Annotated in this window: 24 protein-coding genes; 10 read left to right on the top strand and 14 right to left on the bottom strand. The window is 30.1% G+C overall.

The window, feature by feature from the left end:
- Positions 1–12: 12 nt before the first annotated feature.
- From cmeA to cmeC, 3 genes are read left to right on the top strand one after another with little or no spacing between them, the layout of a single operon-like run.
- On the top strand, positions 13–1,116 hold the full coding sequence (gene cmeA / locus AJN70_RS00535; RefSeq protein WP_070278299.1) for a multidrug efflux RND transporter periplasmic adaptor subunit CmeA: 1,104 nt from the start codon (positions 13–15) through the stop codon (positions 1,114–1,116).
- Positions 1,116–4,238: a multidrug efflux RND transporter permease subunit CmeB gene (cmeB, locus tag AJN70_RS00530; RefSeq protein WP_074470127.1), complete on the top strand. Its 3,123-nt coding sequence runs from the start codon at positions 1,116–1,118 to the stop codon at positions 4,236–4,238. The genes cmeA and cmeB overlap by 1 nt, the downstream gene beginning before the upstream one ends.
- Positions 4,231–5,709, top strand: coding sequence for a multidrug efflux transporter outer membrane subunit CmeC (cmeC, locus tag AJN70_RS00525; protein WP_070233647.1), 1,479 nt, complete (start codon positions 4,231–4,233; stop codon positions 5,707–5,709). The genes cmeB and cmeC overlap by 8 nt, the downstream gene beginning before the upstream one ends.
- Positions 5,710–5,731: 22 nt before the next feature.
- On the opposite strand, the gene cmeU is transcribed toward cmeC, so the two are convergent.
- Complete coding sequence (gene cmeU, locus AJN70_RS00520; RefSeq protein WP_002861128.1) at positions 5,732–5,983, bottom strand: CmeU family protein; 252 nt, start codon at positions 5,981–5,983, stop codon at positions 5,732–5,734.
- Between the two features lie 127 nt (positions 5,984–6,110).
- On the opposite strand from cmeU, the gene AJN70_RS00515 reads away from it, so the two are divergent.
- Positions 6,111–7,457, top strand: a complete 1,347-nt coding sequence (locus AJN70_RS00515) for a coproporphyrinogen III oxidase family protein (RefSeq protein ID WP_070295328.1) — start codon at positions 6,111–6,113, stop codon at positions 7,455–7,457.
- Here the strand turns inward: AJN70_RS00515 and hemJ are convergent.
- The 4 genes from hemJ to AJN70_RS00495 form a co-directional block, all read right to left on the bottom strand.
- The gene (hemJ, locus tag AJN70_RS00510; RefSeq protein ID WP_070295327.1) at positions 7,454–7,906 is read right to left on the bottom strand and encodes a protoporphyrinogen oxidase HemJ; all 453 of its coding nucleotides are present in this window, start codon (positions 7,904–7,906) and stop codon (positions 7,454–7,456) included. The genes AJN70_RS00515 and hemJ overlap by 4 nt on opposite strands.
- Positions 7,890–8,360, bottom strand: a complete 471-nt coding sequence (lspA, locus tag AJN70_RS00505) for a signal peptidase II (RefSeq protein ID WP_070233650.1) — start codon at positions 8,358–8,360, stop codon at positions 7,890–7,892. Before lspA ends, hemJ begins: the two co-directional genes overlap by 17 nt.
- The gene (gene glmM / locus AJN70_RS00500; protein ID WP_070295325.1) at positions 8,353–9,690 is read right to left on the bottom strand and encodes a phosphoglucosamine mutase; all 1,338 of its coding nucleotides are present in this window, start codon (positions 9,688–9,690) and stop codon (positions 8,353–8,355) included. Before glmM ends, lspA begins: the two co-directional genes overlap by 8 nt.
- A 94-nt stretch (positions 9,691–9,784) precedes the next feature.
- Positions 9,785–10,810, bottom strand: coding sequence for a cytochrome-c peroxidase (locus AJN70_RS00495; protein WP_002861123.1), 1,026 nt, complete (start codon positions 10,808–10,810; stop codon positions 9,785–9,787).
- Positions 10,811–11,009: 199 nt separating this feature from the next.
- Here AJN70_RS00495 and plsY point away from each other — a divergent pair, with 199 nt between their 5' ends.
- The 5 genes from plsY (at position 11,010) to AJN70_RS00470 (ending at position 14,488) form a co-directional block, all read left to right on the top strand.
- A complete protein-coding gene (gene plsY / locus AJN70_RS00490) occupies positions 11,010–11,618 on the top strand; it encodes a glycerol-3-phosphate 1-O-acyltransferase PlsY (protein WP_002857304.1) in 609 nt (202 codons plus the stop codon).
- Positions 11,603–11,920 carry a dihydroneopterin aldolase gene (locus tag AJN70_RS00485; protein ID WP_002857609.1) on the top strand — a complete coding sequence of 106 codons (318 nt, stop codon included), beginning with the start codon at positions 11,603–11,605 and terminating at the stop codon, positions 11,918–11,920. Before plsY ends, AJN70_RS00485 begins: the two co-directional genes overlap by 16 nt.
- Before the next feature lie 78 nt (positions 11,921–11,998).
- Entirely contained in the window at positions 11,999–12,670 is a 672-nt protein-coding gene (hsrA, locus tag AJN70_RS00480) for a homeostatic response regulator transcription factor HsrA (RefSeq protein ID WP_002857553.1), read from the top strand.
- Between the two features lie 112 nt (positions 12,671–12,782).
- A complete protein-coding gene (locus AJN70_RS00475) occupies positions 12,783–13,028 on the top strand; it encodes a YfhL family 4Fe-4S dicluster ferredoxin (RefSeq protein ID WP_002854647.1) in 246 nt (81 codons plus the stop codon).
- Positions 13,028–14,488, top strand: coding sequence for a Ppx/GppA phosphatase family protein (locus AJN70_RS00470; protein ID WP_070295323.1), 1,461 nt, complete (start codon positions 13,028–13,030; stop codon positions 14,486–14,488). Before AJN70_RS00475 ends, AJN70_RS00470 begins: the two co-directional genes overlap by 1 nt.
- Here AJN70_RS00470 and AJN70_RS00465 read toward each other — a convergent pair.
- From AJN70_RS00465 to AJN70_RS00425, 9 genes are all read right to left on the bottom strand, one after another.
- On the bottom strand, positions 14,485–15,282 hold the full coding sequence (locus AJN70_RS00465; RefSeq protein WP_070278307.1) for a hypothetical protein: 798 nt from the start codon (positions 15,280–15,282) through the stop codon (positions 14,485–14,487). The two genes, AJN70_RS00470 and AJN70_RS00465, sit on opposite strands and share 4 nt — an antisense overlap.
- Positions 15,283–15,591, bottom strand: coding sequence for a flagellar motor switch protein FliN (gene fliN, locus AJN70_RS00460; protein ID WP_002824739.1), 309 nt, complete (start codon positions 15,589–15,591; stop codon positions 15,283–15,285).
- Positions 15,591–16,013 (bottom strand): chemotaxis protein CheX, encoded by a 423-nt coding sequence (locus AJN70_RS00455; RefSeq protein ID WP_002854524.1) that lies wholly within the window; start codon positions 16,011–16,013, stop codon positions 15,591–15,593. The genes fliN and AJN70_RS00455 overlap by 1 nt, the downstream gene beginning before the upstream one ends.
- 70 nt (positions 16,014–16,083) lie before the next feature.
- A complete protein-coding gene (trpA, locus tag AJN70_RS00450) occupies positions 16,084–16,833 on the bottom strand; it encodes a tryptophan synthase subunit alpha (RefSeq protein WP_070233655.1) in 750 nt (249 codons plus the stop codon).
- Entirely contained in the window at positions 16,826–18,004 is a 1,179-nt protein-coding gene (trpB, locus tag AJN70_RS00445) for a tryptophan synthase subunit beta (RefSeq protein ID WP_070243294.1), read from the bottom strand. The genes trpA and trpB overlap by 8 nt, the downstream gene beginning before the upstream one ends.
- Positions 18,001–18,600: a phosphoribosylanthranilate isomerase gene (locus AJN70_RS00440; protein ID WP_002854429.1), complete on the bottom strand. Its 600-nt coding sequence runs from the start codon at positions 18,598–18,600 to the stop codon at positions 18,001–18,003. Before AJN70_RS00440 ends, trpB begins: the two co-directional genes overlap by 4 nt.
- Positions 18,587–20,188 carry an anthranilate phosphoribosyltransferase gene (gene trpD / locus AJN70_RS00435; RefSeq protein WP_070295322.1) on the bottom strand — a complete coding sequence of 534 codons (1,602 nt, stop codon included), beginning with the start codon at positions 20,186–20,188 and terminating at the stop codon, positions 18,587–18,589. The genes AJN70_RS00440 and trpD overlap by 14 nt, the downstream gene beginning before the upstream one ends.
- The gene (locus tag AJN70_RS00430) at positions 20,185–21,435 is read right to left on the bottom strand and encodes an anthranilate synthase component I family protein (RefSeq protein WP_070278311.1); all 1,251 of its coding nucleotides are present in this window, start codon (positions 21,433–21,435) and stop codon (positions 20,185–20,187) included. The genes trpD and AJN70_RS00430 overlap by 4 nt, the downstream gene beginning before the upstream one ends.
- Positions 21,436–21,602: 167 nt before the next feature.
- Positions 21,603–21,728, bottom strand: a complete 126-nt coding sequence (locus AJN70_RS00425; protein ID WP_044778484.1) for a hypothetical protein — start codon at positions 21,726–21,728, stop codon at positions 21,603–21,605.
- 122 nt (positions 21,729–21,850) lie between these two features.
- Between AJN70_RS00425 and AJN70_RS00420 the strand changes: the two genes are divergently transcribed.
- Positions 21,851–22,636 carry a sulfite exporter TauE/SafE family protein gene (locus AJN70_RS00420; RefSeq protein ID WP_044778483.1) on the top strand — a complete coding sequence of 262 codons (786 nt, stop codon included), beginning with the start codon at positions 21,851–21,853 and terminating at the stop codon, positions 22,634–22,636.
- Positions 22,637–22,699: the final 63 nt, after the last annotated feature.

Below are 22,699 nucleotides of genomic sequence, written 5' to 3'. Positions count from 1 at the left end.
CAAGGTAAAACCATGAAATTATTTCAAAACAATACTATTTTAGCTTTAAGTGTTGTGCTTTTACTCACTGCTTGTAGCAAAGAAGAAGCACCAAAAATACAAATGCCGCCTCAACCTGTAACGACAATGAGTGCTAAATCTGAAGATTTGCCACTTAGTTTTACTTATCCTGCTAAACTTGTCAGTGATTATGATGTTATTATAAAACCTCAAGTTAGTGGCGTAATAGTAAATAAACTTTTTAAGGCTGGAGATAAGGTAAAAAAAGGACAGACATTATTTATTGTAGAGCAAGATAAATTTAAAGCTAGCGTTGATTCAGCTTACGGACAAGCTTTAATGGCTAAGGCAACTTTTGAAAACGCGAGCAAGGATTTTAATCGTTCGAAGGCTCTTTTTAGCAAAAATGCAATCTCTCAAAAAGAATACGACTCTTCTCTTGCTACATTTAATAATGCAAAAGCTAGTCTAACAACTGCTAGAGCACAACTTGCAAATGCAAGAATTGATCTAGATCATACCGAAATAAAAGCTCCTTTTAATGGTACTATAGGAGATGCTTTAGTTAATATAGGGGATTATGTAAGTGCTTCAACAACTGAACTAGTTAGAGTTACAAATTTAAATCCTATTTACGCAGATTTCTTTATTTCAGATACAGATAAACTAAATTTAGTCCGCAATACTCAAAGCGGAAAATGGGATTTAGACAGCATTCATGCAAATTTAAATCTTAATGGAGAAACCGTTCAAGGCAAACTTTATTTTATTGATTCCGTTATAGATGCTAATAGTGGAACAGTAAAAGCCAAAGCTGTATTTGATAACAACAACTCAACACTTTTACCGGGTGCTTTTGCAACAATTACTTCAGAAGGTTTTATACAAAAAAATGGCTTTAAAGTGCCTCAAATAGCTATTAAACAAGATCAAAATGATGTTTATGTTCTTCTTGTTAAAAATGGAAAAGTAGAAAAATCTTCTGTACATATAAGCTACCAAAACAATGAATACGCTATCATTGACAAAGGATTACAAAATGGCGACAAAATCATTTTAGATAACTTTAAAAAAATTCAAGTTGGTAGCGAAGTTAAAGAAATTGGAGCACAATAATGTTTTCTAAATTTTTTATCGAAAGACCTGTTTTTGCTTCAGTTGTTGCAATTATCATTTCTTTAGCTGGAGTCATCGGTCTTACAAATTTACCCATAGAACAATATCCTTCTTTAACTCCTCCTACAGTTAAGGTAAGCGCAACTTACACAGGAGCTGATGCACAAACCATTGCTTCAACGGTTGCAAGTCCTATCGAAGATGCAATCAATGGTGCAGATAATATGATTTATATGGATTCAACTTCAAGTTCTTCAGGAACTATGAGTTTGACTGTCTATTTTGATATCGGCACAGATCCCGATCAAGCCACTATAGATGTTAATAATAGAATTTCAGCTGCAACTGCAAAAATGCCAGATGCAGTTAAAAAACTTGGAGTAACTGTTAGAAAAACTTCTTCAGCAACACTTGCTGCAATTTCTATGTATTCAAATGATGGTTCAATGAGTGCAGTGGATGTATACAACTACATCGCTTTAAATGTTTTAGATGAGTTAAAAAGAGTTCCGGGAGTTGGGGATGCAAACGCTATAGGAAATCGTAATTATTCTTTAAGAATTTGGCTAAAACCTGATTTATTAAATAAATTTGGAATCACAGCTACTGATGTAATTTCTGCGGTTAATGACCAAAATGCTCAATACGCAATTGGTAAAATTGGCGAAGAGCCCGTAACTCAAAAATCCCCTTATGTTTATTCAATCACTATGCAAGGAAGACTACAAAATCCTAGTGAATTTGAAAATATTATTTTAAGAACAAATGATGATGGATCATTTTTAAGACTTAAAGATATAGCTGATGTAGAAATAGGATCACAACAATACAGCTCACAAGGACGATTAAATGGCAATGATGCAGTTCCGATTATAATCAATCTTCAATCAGGGGCAAACGCATTGCATACAGCAGAACTTGTCCAGGCTAAAATGCAAGAACTTTCAAAAAATTTCCCAAAAGGTTTAACATATAAAATTCCTTACGACACAACAAAATTTGTGATAGAATCAATCAAAGAAGTAATTAAAACTTTTGTTGAAGCTCTAATTTTAGTTATCATTGTTATGTATATGTTCTTAAAGAATTTCCGTGCAACGCTTATTCCTATGATAGCTGTACCTGTTTCATTATTAGGAACTTTTGCTGGACTTTATGTTTTAGGCTTTAGTATTAACTTGCTTACGCTTTTTGCCTTGATTTTAGCTATAGGGATTGTTGTAGATGATGCGATTATAGTTGTAGAAAATATCGATAGGATTTTACACGAAAATGAACAAATAAGCGTAAAAGATGCTGCTATCCAAGCGATGCAAGAAGTTAGCTCTCCGGTTATTTCAATTGTTCTTGTACTTTGTGCTGTTTTTATACCCGTTTCTTTTATATCAGGTTTTGTTGGAGAAATTCAAAGACAATTTGCCCTTACCTTAGCAATATCTGTAGCCATATCAGGTTTTGTTGCTCTTACTTTAACACCTTCTTTATGTGCACTCTTTTTACGACGTAATGAAGGAGAGCCATTTAAATTTGTAAAGAAATTTAATGATTTTTTTGATTGGAGTACTTCTGTATTTAGCACAGGAGTAGCATATATTTTAAAAAGAACCATTCGCTTTGTTTTAATTTTTTGTATTATGCTTGGGGCAATTTTTTATCTTTATAAAGCTGTACCAAGCTCTTTAGTTCCTGAAGAAGATCAAGGTTTGATGATTGGCATTATTAATCTTCCTTCGGCTTCAGCACTTCATAGAACAATCTCAGAAGTTGATCATATAAGTCAAGAAGTTTTAAAAACCAATGGAATTAAAGATGCAATGGCTATGATAGGATTTGATCTTTTTACAAGCTCATTAAAAGAAAACGCTGCTGCAATGTTTATAGGCTTGCAAGATTGGAAAGATAGAAATGTGAGTGCTGATGAAATCGCCATGGAACTTAATAAAAAATTTGCTTTTGATCGCAACGCTTCAAGTATATTTATAGGCCTACCTCCTATACCTGGATTAAGCATCACAGGTGGTTTTGAAATGTATGTTCAAAACAAAAGTGGAAAAAGTTATGATGAAATACAAAAAGATGTAAATAAACTTGTTGCTGTAGCCAACCAAAGAAAAGAACTATCAAGAGTAAGAACAACCCTTGATACAACTTTCCCTCAATACAAGCTTATAATTGATAGAGATAAATTAAAACACTACAATCTTAACATGCAAGATGTTTTTAACACAATGAATGCAACTATAGGCACTTATTATGTTAATGATTTTTCTATGTTAGGCAAAAACTTCCAAGTAAATATCCGTGCAAAAGGTGATTTTAGAAATACACAAGATGCATTAAAAAATATTTTTGTAAGATCAAACGATGGAAAAATGATACCACTTGATTCTTTCTTAACTTTACAAAGAAGTTCAGGGCCTGATGATGTAAAACGATTCAACCTTTTCCCAGCGGCACAAGTTCAAGGTCAACCCGCACCAGGTTATACTTCAGGTCAAGCTATAGAAGCGATTGCTCAAGTAGCAAAAGAAACTTTAGGGGATGATTATTCCATAGCTTGGAGTGGATCAGCCTATCAAGAAGTTTCTAGCAAAGGAACAGCAAGCTATGCTTTTGCTTTAGGGATGATATTTGTCTTCTTAATTCTAGCTGCCCAATATGAAAGATGGCTTATACCTTTAGCAGTTGTAACAGCTGTGCCTTTTGCGGTATTTGGATCATTTTTATTGGTATATTTAAGAGGATTTAGCAATGATATATATTTTCAAACAGGACTTTTGCTCTTGATTGGACTTTCAGCTAAAAATGCTATCTTGATCGTAGAATTTGCAATGGAAGAGCGCTTTAAAAAAGGCAAAGGAGTTTTTGAAGCAGCTGTTGCAGCAGCAAAACTTCGTTTTCGTCCTATCATAATGACTTCTTTGGCATTTACTTTTGGGGTCTTGCCAATGATTTTCGCAACAGGAGCAGGAAGTGCTTCAAGACACTCTTTAGGAACAGGGCTTATTGGTGGAATGATCGCAGCATCAACTTTAGCGATATTCTTTGTGCCTTTATTTTTCTATCTTTTAGAAAATTTTAATGAATGGCTAGATAAAAAAAGAGGTAAGGTTCATGAATAAAATAATTTCAATTAGTGCTATAGCAAGTTTTACTCTTTTGATTTCAGCTTGCTCTTTAAGTCCAAATTTAAATATTCCCGAAGCAAACTATAGCATTGATAATAAGTTTGGAGCCTTATCCTGGGAAAAAGAAAACAATAGCTCTATCACAAAAAATTGGTGGAAAGATTTTGATGATGAAAATTTAAATAAAGTGGTTGATTTAGCACTTAAAAATAATAATGATTTAAAACTTGCCTTCATACACATGGAACAAGCTGCTGCTCAATTAGGTATAGATTTTAGCAGTTTGTTGCCAAAATTTGATGGTAGCGCAAGCGGTAATCGTTCAAAAACAGCTATAAATGCTCCAAGCAATCGAACCGGGGAAGTAAGTTACGGTAATGATTTTAAAATGGGGCTTAATTTAAGCTATGAAATCGATCTTTGGGGAAAATATCGCGATACATATCGCGCCTCAAAATCAGGCTTTAAAGCAAGTGAGTATGATTATGAAGCTGCAAGACTTTCTGTTATTTCAAATACGGTTCAAACTTATTTTAATCTTGTAAATGCTTATGAAAATGAAAATGCTCTTAAAGAAGCCTATGAATCTGCAAAAGAAATTTATAGGATTAATGATGAAAAATTTCAAGTTGGCGCTGTAGGTGAATATGAACTTGCTCAAGCAAGAGCCAACTTAGAAAGTATGGCTTTGCAATATAATGAAGCAAAATTAAATAAAGAAAATTACCTTAAAGCTTTAAAAATTTTAACTTCAAATGATTTAAATGACATACTTTACAAAAATCAAAACTATCAAGTTTTTAATCTTAAAGAATTTGACATTCCAACTGGAATTTCAAGTACCATCTTGCTTCAACGTCCAGATATTGGCTCTTCTTTAGAAAAATTAACTCAGCAAAATTATCTTGTTGGAGTAGCTCGCACGGCTTTCTTACCTAGTCTTTCTTTAACAGGATTATTGGGATTTGAAAGTGGGGATTTAGATACCTTGGTTAAAGGAGGTTCTAAGACTTGGAATATAGGTGGAAACTTTACTCTGCCTATTTTTCATTGGGGTGAAATTTACCAAAATGTAAATTTAGCTAAGCTTAATAAAGATGAAGCTTTTGTAAATTATCAAAATACTTTGATTACTGCTTTTGGAGAAATTCGCTATGCTTTAGTAGCTAGAAAAACTATACGCTTACAATACGATAATGCACAAGCAAGCGAACAATCTTACAAAAGAATCTATGAAATTGCTAAAGAACGCTATGATATAGGAGAAATGTCTTTGCAAGATTATTTAGAAGCACGTCAAAATTGGCTTAATGCTGCGGTTGCTTTTAATAATACTAAATATTCTTATGCTAATTCCATAGTAGATGTAATCAAAGCATTTGGTGGAGGATTTGAGCAAAGCGAAGATATGAGTAAAAATATAAAAGAAGAATCAAAAAATTTAGATATGTCTTTTAGAGAATAGTTTATTCTATTCTCTAAATAAATTAAAAATCTTTGTCTAAATCTGCATCTGTAATTTCATAAGCCTTGTAAATAGCAGGCAATAATTTTCTTATAGCATAATCAAAATGATAAAATTGCCTATATACCTCTTCTGGATTTAAATTTTTAGCATTCTTAAAATCAAATACTTCAGTATTATTGATTTTGGCAATATTTTCATCAAAATAAGAGTAAAACTCTGCTCTTTGTTTAAACAAAGCATTTAAATTTTGAACAATTTTGGCTTTATCCATTTTATATCCTTTTTAAATAATTTAAAAACTTAATCCCATTTTTTATTTAAGAAATAAAAAATTTACTCCTATTTTAGCTAAAAATTGATAAAGTTATATCTTAAATATTTTAATATATAGGCCACTTATGAATTTATTTCAAAATTTAGCTTTAAAATACTCTCATACTATGATGGAAAAATCCCTCCAAAAAGGTTTCAATGTCGAACTTTTAAAACAACCCGAAGAAAAAATTCCAAAACAAGACAAAAGCTATATGCTTTATGCCCATGTACCTTTTTGCCATACTTTTTGTCCTTATTGTAGCTTTCATAAATATTATTATGATGAAAATTTAGCCAAAGTGTATTTTCAAAATCTTAGAGAAGAAATTAAAATCATGAAAGATAAAGGTTTTGATTTTACTTCCATGTATGTGGGTGGTGGTACAACACTGATTAACGAAGAGGAATTATTAAAAACCTTAGAACTTTGTAAAAAATTATTTAATATAAAAGAAATTTCATGCGAAAGTGATCCAAATCATATTGATCCAAATAAGCTTTTTATGTTTAAAGGTATAATTGATCGTTTAAGTTGCGGAATTCAAAGTTTTGATGATGAAACTTTAAAAAAAGTGGCAAGATATAATAAATTTGGTTCATCTAAAGAACTTCAAGAAAAAATTTCAAAAGCTTTAGGAATTTTACCTATTTTTAGTATAGATCTTATTTTCAATCTTCCAGGACAAAGCGAAAAACAACTTTTAAATGACTTAGAAATTGCTACAAATTTAGCCCCACAACAAATCACAACCTATCCTTTAATGAAATCAAATCTTACCAAAGATAATATCGCTAAAAGTCTAGGAGTGAGCATTAAAGATAATGAATTTACTTATTATCAAATCATATGCGAATTTTTTAAAGACTATACCCAAAACAATGGTTGGAGTTTTTCTTTAGAAAAAAACAAGCTTAATGACGAATATGTCAGTTCTCATCATGAATACCTAGGAGTAGGCAGCGGGGCTTTTAGCTTTTTAGATGGGGAGCTTTTAATTAATGCATTTAATCTAAATGATTATGCTAAATTTATACAAGAAAAACAAAATGCTAATATAGCCAAAGCTTGTTTTGATAAAAAAGAGATTATCAAATATGTCTTTTTAACTGAAATTTTTTCAGGGAAAATAGAAATTGATAAATTTAATAAAACTCTAAATTGCAACCTCGAAAAAGAACTTTTCATAGAACTTTTAGGGCTTAAAACAAGTGGTGCCATCATAAAAGATCAAAATGCTTTAATCGCAACCGAATTTGGTCAATATCTTTTTGTGGTTTTAATGAAAGATTTTTACATAGGAATGGATCTTGTGCGTGCAGTATTTAGAGATGATAAGCGTCTTAAAAATAAAGATTATATCGATATCATGAAAGAAAATATTGATCCGCTTAACTCCGCTAGTATGGAATTTAAAGCGGAGACAAACTAAAAGGGGCGAACAACCATCATTAAAGCGATAATAATAAACATTATAGTTGGGAATTCATTATAAATTCTAAAATATTTCCCACTTTTAGCAGAAGTATCATTTGCTAAAGCTTTTAAACAATAATAATTATGTATATGGAAAATAATCAAAAGTGTAACACAGGCAAGTTTAGCATGCATAAAACCCGAACCTACCATTAAAACTTCCTTATGAGCATGCAACATTAAACTTCCTGTGATTAAAGTCACAATCATTGCAGGAGTTTGTATATAAAAATAAAGTTTTCTTTCTTGAATTTTTACAATCTCGACAAAACCTTTATTGTCTTTATGTTCAGCATGATACACAAAAAGACGAGGTAAATAAAAAAGACCCGCCATCCAAGAAACAAATGCCAAATAATGCACCCATTTAATCCAAAAATAATAATCATTAATCCATTCTGTCATCTTTTTTCCTTTTTTTAAATATTTCTTGTATTAAAATCAAAGCCACACTTATATTTATCATGACATCTGCAACATTAAAAATAGCAAAATTAAACCATTTATGCCAAAAAAACATATCCACTACACCTCCATGTATAAAACGATCCAATAAATTTGAAACACCAGCACCAAGCATCATTCCAAAAGCTATATTATGAGTTTTTAAAAGTGTTTTTTGCCAAAAAAGATAAATAAAAAGCACGCCAATTAAAGCAAGATGTAAATATTTTAAATTATGTTCTAAAAAACTCAACATTGAAAAAGCTACGCCTGTATTTAGAGCATAAGTTAAATCTAAGTATTCACTCTGCCATCTAAGTCCTGCTAAAGTTAAGGATTTTACCCATTGATCAAGGGCAAAAACCAAAACAAAGACACCCCAAAAATAAAAAATAAATTTAAAAGTTTTAGCCATTTAAAGCTTTCTTAAAAAACTCCACAACATTTTTCATTTCTTTTTCTAAGAGCTTAATATCTTTAGCTTCTAGCAAAAGTCTTATCAAATTTTCTGTTCCAGAATAGCGAAATAAGGTATTAATATTTTTATTTTCTAAATCTTTTTTTAATTCTTTTAAACCTTTAATTTTATCTAAATCTTTTTTTTCTGCAATTTTAAGATTGGTTAAAAGCTGAGGATAAGGTTTGACTTGACCCAAAATAGAGCTTGCAGATTTTTTCTTAGAAAGCATTAAAGCACTAAATTGCAAAGCAGCTATCAAACCATCTCCAGTTTTTGCATAATTACTAAAAATAATATGCCCACTTTGCTCTCCACCAAAATTTCCACCATTAGCTTTTAATTTTTCAAGCACATATTTATCGCCCACATTACAAGTAACAAGTTCTATACCATGTTTATTTAAAAATTCTTTTAAAGCACCATTACTCATTATAGTGACTACAACACTTGATTGTAATTTACCTTGTTCTTTAAGATAAAGTGCTAAAACCCCTAATAAACTATCTCCATTAGCCACTTCGCCTTTTTCATCTACAACCACCAAACGATCTGCATCACCATCAAAAGCAAAGCCTACATCTGCACGCAAACGCTTTACCTCAGCAGCTAAGTTTGCAGGATGCAAAGCTCCACAATTTTCATTGATATTAAGTCCATTAGGTTTATCGCTCATTACTATAACTTCAGCGCCTAATTCCTTAAAAACAGTAGGTGCTACCTTATAAGCTGCCCCATGAGCCACATCTAAAACCACACGCAAAGACTTTAAAGTAAGATCTTTTGGAAAAGAATTTTTAATAGAAACAATATATCTTCCTATAACATCATCAATTCTTTTTGCTTGACCAATTTTTTCCATATCTACCTTAGAGGCTTGTATAAGCTTATCATCAAAATAAATTTCTTCTATTTTTTTCTCTATATCTTCACTGAGTTTATTTCCATGAGCATCAAAAAATTTAATACCATTGTCATAATAAGGATTGTGAGAAGCTGAAATCATAATCCCTGCATCACAACGCATATCTTCAGTTAAGAATGCAATCGCAGGAGTTGGCATAGGACCAATTTGTATAACATTATATCCTATAGAAGTAAGCCCTGAAACAATAGCATTTTCTATCATATAGCCACTTCTTCTTGTATCTTTTCCTACTAAGATATTATTAGTAATACTTTTATCTTTAAAATAAATACCCGCAGCCATTGCTAAACGCATAGCCAAAAAACTATCTAAAAATTCACCCGCTTTTCCACGAACTCCATCGGTTCCAAAAAGTTTCATTGCAAACCTTTCTAGCAAAAATTTAAAGACAATTATAACAAAGCTAAGATAAAGAAATTTAAACAAGCTCTAAAAATAGAGCTTGTTTAGAACCTTATAGTTCAGGTTTAGGAGTTCTTTCAGTAGAAATAGGAAGTTGTGGATAAACAATTGCTGGTTTTGTTCCTGTTAAAGATTTTAAGAAAGTTTCAATACTTTTTGCTTCTTTATCAGAAATTTTAATGCCAAGTTGCACACTACCCATTTCCTTAATAGCATCTTTTAGATTCCAAATAGCGCCATTATGAAAATATGGAGCAGTTTCAGCAACATTTCTTAAAGTTGGAGTTTTTACCATGCCATTTGCATCACCTTTAAAATCGCCTAAATTTGCAAATTTATATTTACCAGCAACTTCGAACGCTTGCATATTGCCACCTAAATTCACACCATTATGACAAGCTACACAACCTTTATCTATAAAAAGTTTTAAACCTTGTTGCTCTTCTTTTGTTAAAGCTTTTTCATCGCCTTCTAAAAATTTATCAAAACGAGATGGAGTGATCAAAGTTCTTTCAAAATTTGCAATTGCATCAGCAATATTGTCAAAATTTACACCGCTTTTACCATAGATTTTTTTAAACTCACTCACATATTCAGGCAAAGATGAAATTTTTTCTACTGCAAGTTTAGCAGGAGTTGCCATTTCAGGATCAGCTTGGATTGGACCTTTAGCTTGATCAGCTAGAGTACCTGCACGACCATCCCAAAATTGAGTACTATTTAAAACTGCATTATAAACTGTTGGTGAATTTAAATGATGGGGATTTGCTGTCCATTTATGACCTATTGCAGCACTGATTCCATCTATTCCACCAAGTCCTACATTATGACAGGTATTACAAGAAATGATACCACTTTTTGAAAGGCGTGGTTCAAAATAAAGCTTTTTACCAAGCTCTGCTTTTTCAAGAGTAAATTCACTAGCCTTTACTCCATTTTGTTTCAAAATTTCATCAACGCCTTTTTGATCTTTTGGTAAGGCAACAAGACCTGAATTTTTAGCTTCATCTATAAGACTTGCAGCATTTAAGCTTGAAAAAGCAACTAAGGATGCGATTAGCAATGATTTTACTTTCATTTACAAACTCCTATTAAAGATAAATTAAAATAAAATAATAATCATTTAGAGCTTAAATAAAAATAAATATTATTAAAAAATGTTTATAATTAATTAATACTATTTTTATCTTAAAAATTATTTTTTGTTTATTTATTTTGATAAGATATAATTTTTAGTTATAAATCTTAAAATTTTAAGATGATTTGAAAAGGATATTATGGAAAATTTAATAATTTACGCTTTTATATATCTTTTAGGTTCAATCCCTTTTGGGCTAATCCTAGCTAAATTTTTTGCTAAAACTGATATCAAAAAAGAAGGTTCAAAAAGTATAGGGGCAACCAATGTTTTAAGAGTAGTAAAAGAAAAAAATCCCAAACTAGCAAAAAAACTTGCCATTGCTACAATAATTTTAGATTTTGCAAAAGCAGCTATTCCTTTACTAATCTTGAAATTTCTTCATTATGATCAAGCTTTGCTTTGGAGCGTCGCAGTTTTGGCTATTTTTGGACACTGTTTTTCAATTTACTTGTTATTTGAAGGAGGGAAAGGCATAGCAACAGGAGCAGGCGCTATGATAGTTTTACTTCCATTGGAAGTGCTTACAGCATTTATTGTGTGGGTAGTTATTGGAAAAATTTTTAAAATATCTTCGCTAGCTTCTTTAGCAGCGTTACTTGCTTTTGTTATAAGTTCTTTTATATTTAATTATGACTTAGAAATTCATACACATGCACCCGTTTTCATTATCGCTTTTATTATAATATATAAACATCTACCTAATATTAAAAGATTGATTTTTAAAGAAGAATGCAAAGTCATATAAAAATAAAATTTCACTTTAAGTGTATCATTGGTATATTAGATTTCGAAAGAAGAAAAAAACAAAAAATTATTATCAAACTTAAAGCTAAAGCAAATGAATTTTTAAATTATGCAGAGGTAATTACCAAAATTAAAAAATGGTATAAAAAAGAAGAATTTTACACCCTTGAAGAGTCTTTAGACTTTGTAAGCTTAAATTTAAAAAAAGATTTTCCTAATTTAACCAATCTTAACATAAAAATTTTCAAACCCCATATAATAAAAAATGCTACAGTTGGGGTTAAATTGAAAAAAAAATATTAATTTTTTTTTAAAGATATCTAAACATTTACTTAAGCTATGATATAATTCTTTAAATTTTTCTTAATAAGGATAGAACAAATGAGAATTTTAGTTATAGAAGATGAGATTAGCCTAAATAAAACAATTATAGACAATCTTAATGAATTTGGTTATCAAACCGATTCTTCTGAAAATTTTAAAGATGGAGAATACTTTATCGGCATTAGACATTATGATTTAGTTTTAGCAAACTGGACTTTACCTGATGGAGATGGAGCAGAACTTGTTAATACCATTAAACATAAATCTCCAAGAACTTCAGTTATGATTATGTCTTCAAAAACAGACAAAGAAACAGAAATCAAAGCTTTGAAAGCTGGAGCTGATGATTTTGTTAAAAAACCTTTAGATTTTGATATTCTACTCGCAAGAATTGAAGCAAGACTAAGACTTGGCGGAACCAATGTTATTAAAATTGAAGACTTAGTTATTGATCCAGATGAGGAAAAAATTACTTATAAAGGTCAAGATATAGAACTTAAAGGAAAACCTTTTGAAGTTTTAACGCACTTAGCAAGACATTCGGATCAAATTGTATCCAAAGAACAACTTTTAGATGCCATCTGGGAAGAACCTGAGCTAGTAACTCCAAATGTTATCGAAGTAGCTATCAATCAAATTCGTCAAAAAATGGATAAACCATTAAATATATCTACCATAGAAACAGTTCGTCGTAGAGGATACCGTTTCTGCTTCCCTAAAAAATCTTAACAATTTTGCACCTTCGGTGCAAAAAATTTATCTTTATTTCTATTTTTATATTTTATTTAAGTTTGGTTATTGTATAAACTAAAATTATTTTTTAAATTTTTGAAAGGTTATGATGTCTCTTTTAATTACAAAAGACTGCGTATGTTGTGATGCTTGCAGAGAAGAATGTCCTGATGAAGCTATTTATGAAAATAGTCCAATTTATGTAATAGACCCTGATCTTTGTTCAGAGTGCGTTAATGATTTTTCAGAGCCTGCCTGTATTGTTGCTTGCCCATATGAATGTATCATTCCTGATCCTGATAATGTAGAAACTATAGAAGAATTAAAACTCAAACATAGAGATAGAGAATTTTAATGGCAAAAAAAACAGCCGTTGTTGATCTTGGCTCAAACTCCATTAGAATGGTGATTTTTGAAAAAACTTCTAGATATGGTTTTTATACAACTTGCGAATACAAACGCAAAGTAAGACTTGGAGAAAATGCTTATAATAATGGCAAAATTCTCCAAGAAGAAGCCATGCAAAGAGCCGAAGATGCCTTAGCTTTTTTCAAACAATGCGCTTTAAAGCATAAGTGCAAAAAAATATTTATAGTAGGCACATCAGCCTTAAGAGATGCCCCAAATTCAAAAAATTTCATTAAAAGAATCAAAGATAATCTGTCTTTAAATATACGCTGTATAGATGGAAAAAGCGAAAGTTACTTAGGTGGTCTTGCAGCTCTAAATTTATTAAGTCCTTTTAAGGATGGAACCACTTTAGACATAGGTGGTGGTTCTAGTGAATTGTGTTTAATAAAAAATAATAGAATTATTTCTTGCATATCTCTTGATATTGGCACTGTTAGGCTAAAAGAATTGTTCTATGATACTGGAAAAATGGATTCTTTAGAAGAATTTATAAAACCAATTTTAGAACAAATTCCTAAAGAATTTTGCAATCAAAACCTTATTGCAATAGGTGGAAGCTTAAGAGCAATATCTAATTCCATCATGCAAAAAAATTCCTATCCACTGAAAAATTTACATGATTTTCGCTATATGCTAGATGAAGAAAAAGGACATATTTTAAAAATTTTTAATTCAAACTTAGACTCTTTAATCAATTTTGGCATAAAAAAGGATCGTTTTGATACCATTAAAGAGGGTATATTTATTTTTTTAAAGATTGCGGAAAAAATAAAAGCCAAACAAGTTATCACGAGTGGGGTTGGAATCAGAGAAGGAATTTATTTGCAAGATTTACTTCGTCCTAAAATCACATTTCCACCAAATTTCAATCCTAGTTTAAAATGTTTGCAAGATAAATTTTTACAATCAAAACAAAAAAATAAAACTCCACATTTTGCTCTGCAAATTTTTACAACCCTTAAAAATCTTCATAAACTTAACGATAACTATAAGCATACTTTACTAAATGCTGCTAAATTATGCCATATTGGAGAATATTTAAATTTCTATTTTGCTAATGAACATTCTGCTCATTTTGTACTAGGTGGATTAAATTATGGATTTTCACATAAAGAAAAAGCTTTAATTGCTAGCATTATTAAGCTTAATGGAAAAAAAGTTAATCCTTATAATCTTGAACCCTATAAGCAACTTTTACCCAATATTCATACCATTTCATGGCTTAATTTTATTTTGTGCCTAGCTAAAACTTTAAGCGCAAATGAAGATAAGATTGATTTTGCCTTTGCAAACAATACTCTTTATATATATCAAGAAAACAAAATTCTTAATTTACCCAAAGATGAGCTCAAAAAAATTGCAAAACCAGCTACCATAGCATTAGCAATCAATCAAAAAATTTAAGATTTTTTACCTTTTTGACGCTGCTCTATAAGATTTTGAATTCTTTTTTTATTCTCTTCAAAAAAAGAATCAAAATTTTTCTCTGTTTTTTCTGTATGTTTTATTGTTTGTTCCTCTGGAATTTCAATACTTTCTAAAAGCACATTGGAATTACCTATTATCATTGTATAACGTTTATTAGCGTGATCAAAAACAACAAGTTGATTATTTTTATCTAAAAATCTTTGGAAAATCATAGTAAAATCTCTAGAAACATTGTTATTTTTATAAACCATAGTCTTTTTAAACCACCAAAGTACTATTAACAAAATAACTAAAATTAGCATTACTAAGATATAATTTGTATAATCATACCCTTCTAAACTTGTACTTTTTGGTTTAGGCATTAATTCTTGAGAATTATTCGCAGTTGTTGTAGGTGCAGATTCGATATTTGCTTTCCCTTGCTCTATAGCTCGTATCCTTACTCCAAATTTATCATTGATAGAGCTAAGTTCTAAATTAATATTTTGTTTGTTTTGTAGCATAATATAGGTATTATTATTTTTAGAACTAATACTAATTTTATCTACAAGTTGAGAGTTAAGTTCTTTTAATTCATCTTTAGAATACGTTAAATCACTAAAAGTTAAAAGAGTTAAATTTTTTTCTTTTTTTTGAGAAATATTGCCATTATAAGCATTATCAAAAGAAAGCATTAAATCTACTCGATCATTTCTATCGTAGATATTATAACTAATCAGCTCAACACTATATAAAGGTAAAATTAAAAAAAATAATACTAGTAATCTCATTTAAATTTCTTTTTTAAAGTATTGAAGCACAGTCTTAGAATCCAAAATTTCATTAATTCTTATAGCGAGATTTTTTTCATAAACCATAACCTCGCCTTTGCCAAAAATTCTTTTATTGATATAAAGCTCAACGCTTTCTCCAGCAGGCTTTTCAAGATCAATAACCGAACCTACTTCAAGTTTTAAAAGCTCTGCTACACTCATATTTGTAGTTCCGAGCTCGCTTACAAAATCTACTGTAATATCTAAGATATCTTCATAAGATTGTAAAAGCCCATGATGAATGTTAAACTCTATATCATCGCTCATTATTTGCAATATCCTATTCTAAAATAACAATTTTCAAATTTATAAGTTAAAGCTTCATCTAGAACTATTTCAGAAAAATCAACTTTTCCTAAATATTCGGGAATTCCAAGTTTATACTCGTCATCACCCTTAGCATCATTTAACAAATTTTTAGCATAACCTATAATCTGATTGGCACATTCTTTAGTTAAATCGCACCAGTCATCTTCTTTAAATTTTTCATCATTAATTAAAATTTCTGCAATTTTTTTTAAAAATTCTTTTGGAAAAAATAAATAAAAATTACATTCTCCTTCGCTTTTGCCCATGATAGGAATACTCGCTCCATAAAGTTCACCGCTTATATCTTGAGCTGCTTCAATGCGAAGTCTTAAGATATGCTCGCAAAAATGAGTGATGGAATACTCAAGAATCTTTAACATAGCTACCACCTTTATAAAAAACTTAATTTAAAATTATAGTAAATATAAAATAAAAATATGTTTTAAAATTTTATTTTTTGAAAATTTCTTCAATATCTTTCATTATTATATCCAAATTTCCTTGTTTAAAACACTTTACTATGCTAGTTCCCACAATCACTCCATCAGCAACTTTTCTCATTCTTTTTACATCTTGATTATTTTGAATGCCAAAACCTACAAAAATAGGCAAATTTGTAAAAGATCTGATTTCTTTTACTTTATCTTGTAAGACTGCTTCTTCGACACTTTTAGTACCTGTAATACCTATGCTTGCTAATAAATAAATAAAACCTTTAGCATGTTTTACTAACTTTTTAACCCTTTCTTTAGGGGTTGTAACACTTACAAGTGTAATTAAAGCTATATTATATTTTTCACACTCTTTAATTAAATCATCACTTTCTTCAAAACTTAATTCAGGTATAATCAAAGCACAAATCCCTAAAGATTTTGCTTTTTTCACAAATTTTTCCAAACCATAAGAAAAAATTAAATTATAATAAACCATAAAAACCAAAGCTTTTTTAGTTTTTACCCTAGCTAAAAGCTCAAAAACATTGTAAATATCTACACCTTGATCAAGAGCTATTTTTGCCGCATCTGCAATAATCTCACCATCGGCAATAGGATCACTATAAGCAACACCAAGTTCTAAAATATCAATAGGGCTTTGATCCAATCTTTGCAAAAAAGCTTCACTTGTTTGAAGATTTGGATAACCTAAAACCGTATAAGCCACATTTGCATTTTCTTTATAAAATTTTCTAAAATCAACCATAAATCACCCCTTTTTTATAATCTCTAATCATTTGCATATCCTTATCTCCCCTACCTGAAAGATTTACTACTATCACGCTTTTCTTTTTTAAAGTTGGACAAAGTTTTTCTAAAAACGCTAAAGCATGCGAACTTTCAATCGCTGCAATAATACCTTCCTCTTTGCAAAGTAATTTTAAAGCTTGCATACATTCTTCATCACTTATAGCATGATATTGCGCTCTTTTACTTTCAAATAAAAAAGCATGCAAAGGGCCAATTCCTGGATAATCAAGCCCTGCAGAAACACTATGCACAGGCAAGATATTGCCTAAATCATCTTGTAAAACCTTGGTTTTCATACCGTGAATAATGCCTGTTTTTCCCTTATTTAAAGTCGCTGCATGATAAGGTGTATCGATGCCAAGCCCCCCTGCTTCAATACCTATAAGTTTAACATTTTCATCTTTGATAAAATCATAAAAAATCCCAGCTGCATTGCTTCCACCCCCAACAGCTGCGATAATATAATCTACTTTTTTATTGAGTTTTTGAAGTTGCATTTTGCATTCTTTTCCTATAATGCTTTGAAAATGCGTTACCATTTTAGGATAAGGATAAGGACCTACCGCACTTCCAACCACATAAAAAATATTTTTAATATCTCCAACCCAAGCTTGAATAGCTGCAGTAGTAGCTTCTTTTAGAGTTTTAAGCCCACTTTGTACTGCATGAATTTTAGCACCCAAAAGCTCCATTTTATAAACATTTAAAGCCTGTCTTTGTATATCAGTTGCCCCCATATAAATTTCACATTCAAGTCCTAAAAGTGCTGCTGCAGTGGCTGTTGCAAGTCCGTGTTGACCTGCTCCTGTTTCTGCTATGATTTTTTTCTTTCCCATTTTTTTTGCTAAAAGGGCTTGAGCGATGGCATTATTGATTTTATGTGCTCCAGTATGATTTAAATCCTCGCGTTTTAAATAAATTTCATGCTGATATTTTTTGCTTAAATTTCTAGCAAAATAAAGCGGAGTAGGACGCCCTACATAAGTTTTTAAAAGCTCGTTTAATTCTTTTTTAAAGAGTTTATCTTTAGAAAATTTCAAAAAAGCACTTTCTAGCTCATTTAAAGCAAACATTGCACTTTCAGGCAAAAACTGCCCACCAAAATCCCCATAATATGCTTTTTTCATTTTTTCAGCTCCTTTAAAATTTGTTTTATTTTGTTGATATCTTTTAAGCCTTTTTCATCTTCAAGCTTCGAATTAAGATCTAAAATTTTAGCTCCTGTTTTTACGGCCTTATGAATATTATCCAAACCTATGCCTCCAGCTAATACAAAATCTTTAGTATAAGAACTTAATAAAGTCCAATTAAAACTTATTCCATTACCGCCCTTTAAAATTCCCTTAGCATCAAAAAGCACTAAATCAGCAAAAATTTCACTTTTTAAATCTAAACTATCTTCCACACTTATCACCTGCCATACAAAAACATTTTGCACCTTTAAAATTTCAAATTCTTCTTTGGTAATAGTGCGATAAATTTGTACTCCATCAAGCTTAACTTCTTGAATACATCTTAAAATTTGTTCCAAATTTTCATCTACAAAAACACCGACAACTTTTTTATCTTTTTCATGAAAAATTGCACTTAAATTTCTTGCTTGTTCTAAACTCACTCTTCTTGGACTTTTAGCAAAAATAAGTCCAAAAAAATCAATATTTAAAAAAGCTAAATCTTTAGCATTTTTTTCATCTTTAATGCCACAAATTTTAAGCTTTAGCATAAGCTTGATACTCCTTAAAATACTCTATAACTTTACCTGAATAAATGGCTTCTAAAATCATATCTTTAGCCGCTAAAGGCGAACTTGCTTTATTGGCTGTATAAAGTGCAAACATTGCATTTAAAATCACCAAATCAAATTTTGCCCCTTGCATTTTACCACTTAAAATATCTTTTAAATCTTTAGCGTTTTCATATGTGCTAGACCCTATGATTTCACTATGAAAAGCTCTTTTAAAACCAAATTGTTCAGGACATATAGAATACTCTAAAATTTCTCCTTCGCAAAGCTCATAAATTTTGCTTTCATCACAAATACTAAGCTCATCCATACCATCATTTCCTCTTACCACTAAAGCTTTTTTGCGTCCTAAATTTTTTAAAACCTCTATCAAAAGCCTATGTACAGGTGCGTGATAATTTCCCATAAGTTGATATTTTAACTTTAAATTAGGGTGCAATAAAGGACCTAAAACATTAAAAACCGTTCTTACTCCAAGTCTTGTTCTGATCTCTTTAAGCTCTCCTACTAAAGGATGGAAAAATGGAGCATGTAAAAAACTAAGCCCTTGATTATTTAGTTGTTTTAAAGCTGATTCTAAAGTATTTGGAGTAGCTATGTTTAAAGCTTCTAACACATCTGTACTTCCACTAGAACTTGAAATGGCGCGATTTCCGTGTTTGGCTACTTTTACCCCTAAAGCTGCTAAAATAAAAGCACTAGTCGTAGAAACATTGATACTTTTAAAACCATCTCCACCTGTTCCACAAATATCAATCATCTCACTCTCATCACTAAAAGTTTGAGAATATCTTAAAATTTGTCTTACAAAAGCACTTAAAGATTTTTCATTTAAGGACTTTTCCGTGATTAAAATCAACAAAGCTGCTACTTGCAAAATTTCATAATCTTTAGACATAATAATCTTACAAATTTGCTCAAAATCATCACTTTGTAAAAAATGATTTTCACTCATTTTTTGCAAATAAAAACTTAAAGGATTTTCTTGTTTTTGTGATTTTTTTATATCTTGTTTTAAAAAATTAGAAAAAAGTTGTAAGCCATATTCACCAAAATAGCTTTCAGGGTGAAATTGCACACCATAATAAGGTAAATTTTTATGCCCCAAAGCCATAATCACACCCTTTTCATCAAAGGCTAAAATTTCAAGATCATCACTAAGCTGTTTAACCTCCAAAGAATGATAACGCATCACGCTAAAATTTGAAGGCAAATTAGAAAATAATTCATTTTCCTTGCATTGTTTTATCAAAGAATTTTTTGCATGCATAGGCTCTTGCATCTTAACCACTAAAGAATCAAAAGCTAAAGCTAAAGCTTGATGTCCTAAGCAAATGCCCAAAACAGGGATATTAAGCCTTGCTTTAAAAATTTCAAGACAAATCCCACTTTGACTTGGATGCTTTGGACCAGGACTTAAAATAATATGAGTAGGATTTAAATTTTTAATTTCACTCAGAGAAATTTCATCATTTCTTCTTACTAAAATTTCATCATTGCTGAGTTGCTCTAACATGCTTTTAACATTAAAAACAAAAGAATCATAATTATCAATTAAAAGTATCATTGATTTTCCTTTTTTAAATTTTCAAAAGCTACCAAAAGCGCCTTGCGTTTAGCACGAATTTCTGCATATTCTTTTTGACTCTCACTTTGCAAAACAATACCCGCCCCACTTGCCAAATAAGCCTTATCTTGAGTAAAAAAAGCGCAACGAATTAAAATCGCTAAAGTTATGTCTTCGTTAAAATTTAAAAATCCTACCGCACCACCATAAATTCCACGATCGCAATCTTCAAGCTCACTAATGATCTCTAAAGCTCTTATTTTAGGAGCTCCGCTTAAAGTTCCCGCTGGAAAAACTGCTTCAATCACATCGAAAATACTCGCATCTTCTTTCATATTGGCATACACTTCACTCACTATATGCATGACAAATTTATTTTTAATAATAGAAAAAAGATTTTCCACCCTTGTTTGAGTGCCAAATTTAGAAGCATCATTTCTTGCTAAATCTACAAGCATCTTATGTTCACTAAGTTCTTTTTCATCACTTAAAAGATCTTTTTCTAAAGCCAAAAGATCGCAGTTATTTTCCAAATTTCTAGTTCCAGCAATAGGGGCTAAATAAATCTCTCTTTTTTTAATTTTTAATAAAAACTCTGGAGAAGAACCCAAAACAACACCATATTTACTTGGAAAATAAAACATATAAGCGCTTGGATTTAAAACACTTAAACTCTCATAATAATCAAAAGCATTTACTTGATGCTTGATACAAAGTTGCTTACTTAAGACCACTTGAAAAATATCTCCACTTAAAAGATATTCTTTAGCTTTTTCACACATTTTTAAAAAATCATTTTTTTCATCTTCTAAAGAGTTTAAAATTTCAAAATCATTTTTTTGTTTCGTTTTTATTGGCTCAATATCATCTTTTAAATATTCAAAATATTTTGAAGCGCCAAATTTAAAAAACATCTTACTATTTTTCTCATAAATCAAATAAGCTTTAGCATTGGCGAATAAAAATAAAGGAAAATCATAATTTTTCTTAGAAGAAAGTGGAATTTTTTCAAACAAAGATACAAAATTTGCACTAAAAACTCCAAAAAATCCAGCAAAATCGCAAATTTTATTCTTGCTTAAAGCTTCATAATATTTTGCCTTAAACTCGCTAAAGGATAATTCATTAGCATCTAAATAATCACAATCAATCCCTATAATTACCTTAGTCAAATCCTCTGCAAAATAAGAATTTTCAAATTTTTCAAGGATTTGTCTGTAATAAAAATTTACATTTTTAACAAACATAATAAACCTTTTTAAAAATTAAAATAAATTAAAATAACATTAAAGAAAAAATTTAGATAAAAAGAAGTTTAGAAACGCCAAGAGCGAAGAGTATGTGTAAGTTTTAAAATCAAAGAACTACTAAAAAAACCATTTTCACTCATCTTTTACCTTTCTTATAAAATATTTCAAAAATTAAGACTTTTATGAAAATTTTTAAAGTCTAAATTAATTTTAATCAATAAATATAAAATTTGCTTTAAATTTAAAATAAATATTATAAAATCTTTATATTTTATAATATTTTGAAACATTTTTACGATGCTTAAAGTTACCAAAAAAATATTCTATTGTTATAAAAAACTAAGATAATACTTAGCTTAATAAGATAAAATTATTCCGTATTTGAAATATTTAATATTTTTTAGGAAAAGCTATGGAAATCACAGATTTACCTTATCTAATCATAGGAATCATTTCAGGTATTGCTTCTGGACTTTTTGGCATTGGTGGAGGTATGATTATCGTTCCTTCTATGTTCGCACTTGGAGCAAGTGCTCACCATGCTATCGGAATTTCAGTATTGCAAATGATTTTTGCAGCAGTTTTTGGCTCTTATATTAATTATAAGAAAAAAAATCTAAATCTTAAAGATGGTATTATGATAGGTTTTGGAGGGCTCATAGGGGCAAGCTTTAGCGGAATGCTTTTAAAAGCTTTAAGCGATGTAGCTCTTACTAGCGTATTTTTGGCGGTAAGTTGTATATTTTTTATCAAATATGCTTTTGGAATTAAAGAAAACATTGTGCAAAATCAAAGAAGCGTTTGGGTAAAGAATATCATTTTATTTATTGCTGGAGCTTTTACTGGTATTTTTGCTATTTCTTTGGGAATTGGTGGTGGACTTTTAATTGCTCCAATTTTAGCTTATTTTTTAGGCTATGATAGTAAAAAAGTTGTTTCCTTATCCTTGTTTTTTGTTATTTTTGCTTCAGTCTCTGGTATTATATCTTTTTCAAATTCTGGAGTTATAGACTCTGAAGTTATTCATAAAGGAATACTAGTAGGTATAGCTTCTATGGTTGGAGTTTTTATAGGAATTAAAATCATAGAAAAAATGCATATTTCAGCTCATAGAAAAATTTTACTTTGCGTATATGCCTTATCAATACTTGGAACCACCCACTCTTTGCTTAATAAGCTAAATCTTATAAATTTTTAACTTGGATTTATCCAAGTTCTTTTAATATTATTATGCTAAAATCTTAAATTTATTTTAATGTTT

Source organism: Campylobacter sp. BCW_4341, from assembly GCF_001764255.1.
Taxonomy (GTDB): Bacteria; Campylobacterota; Campylobacteria; order Campylobacterales; family Campylobacteraceae; genus Campylobacter_D; species Campylobacter_D jejuni.
This window is presented reverse-complemented; position numbering and strand designations above follow the sequence as displayed.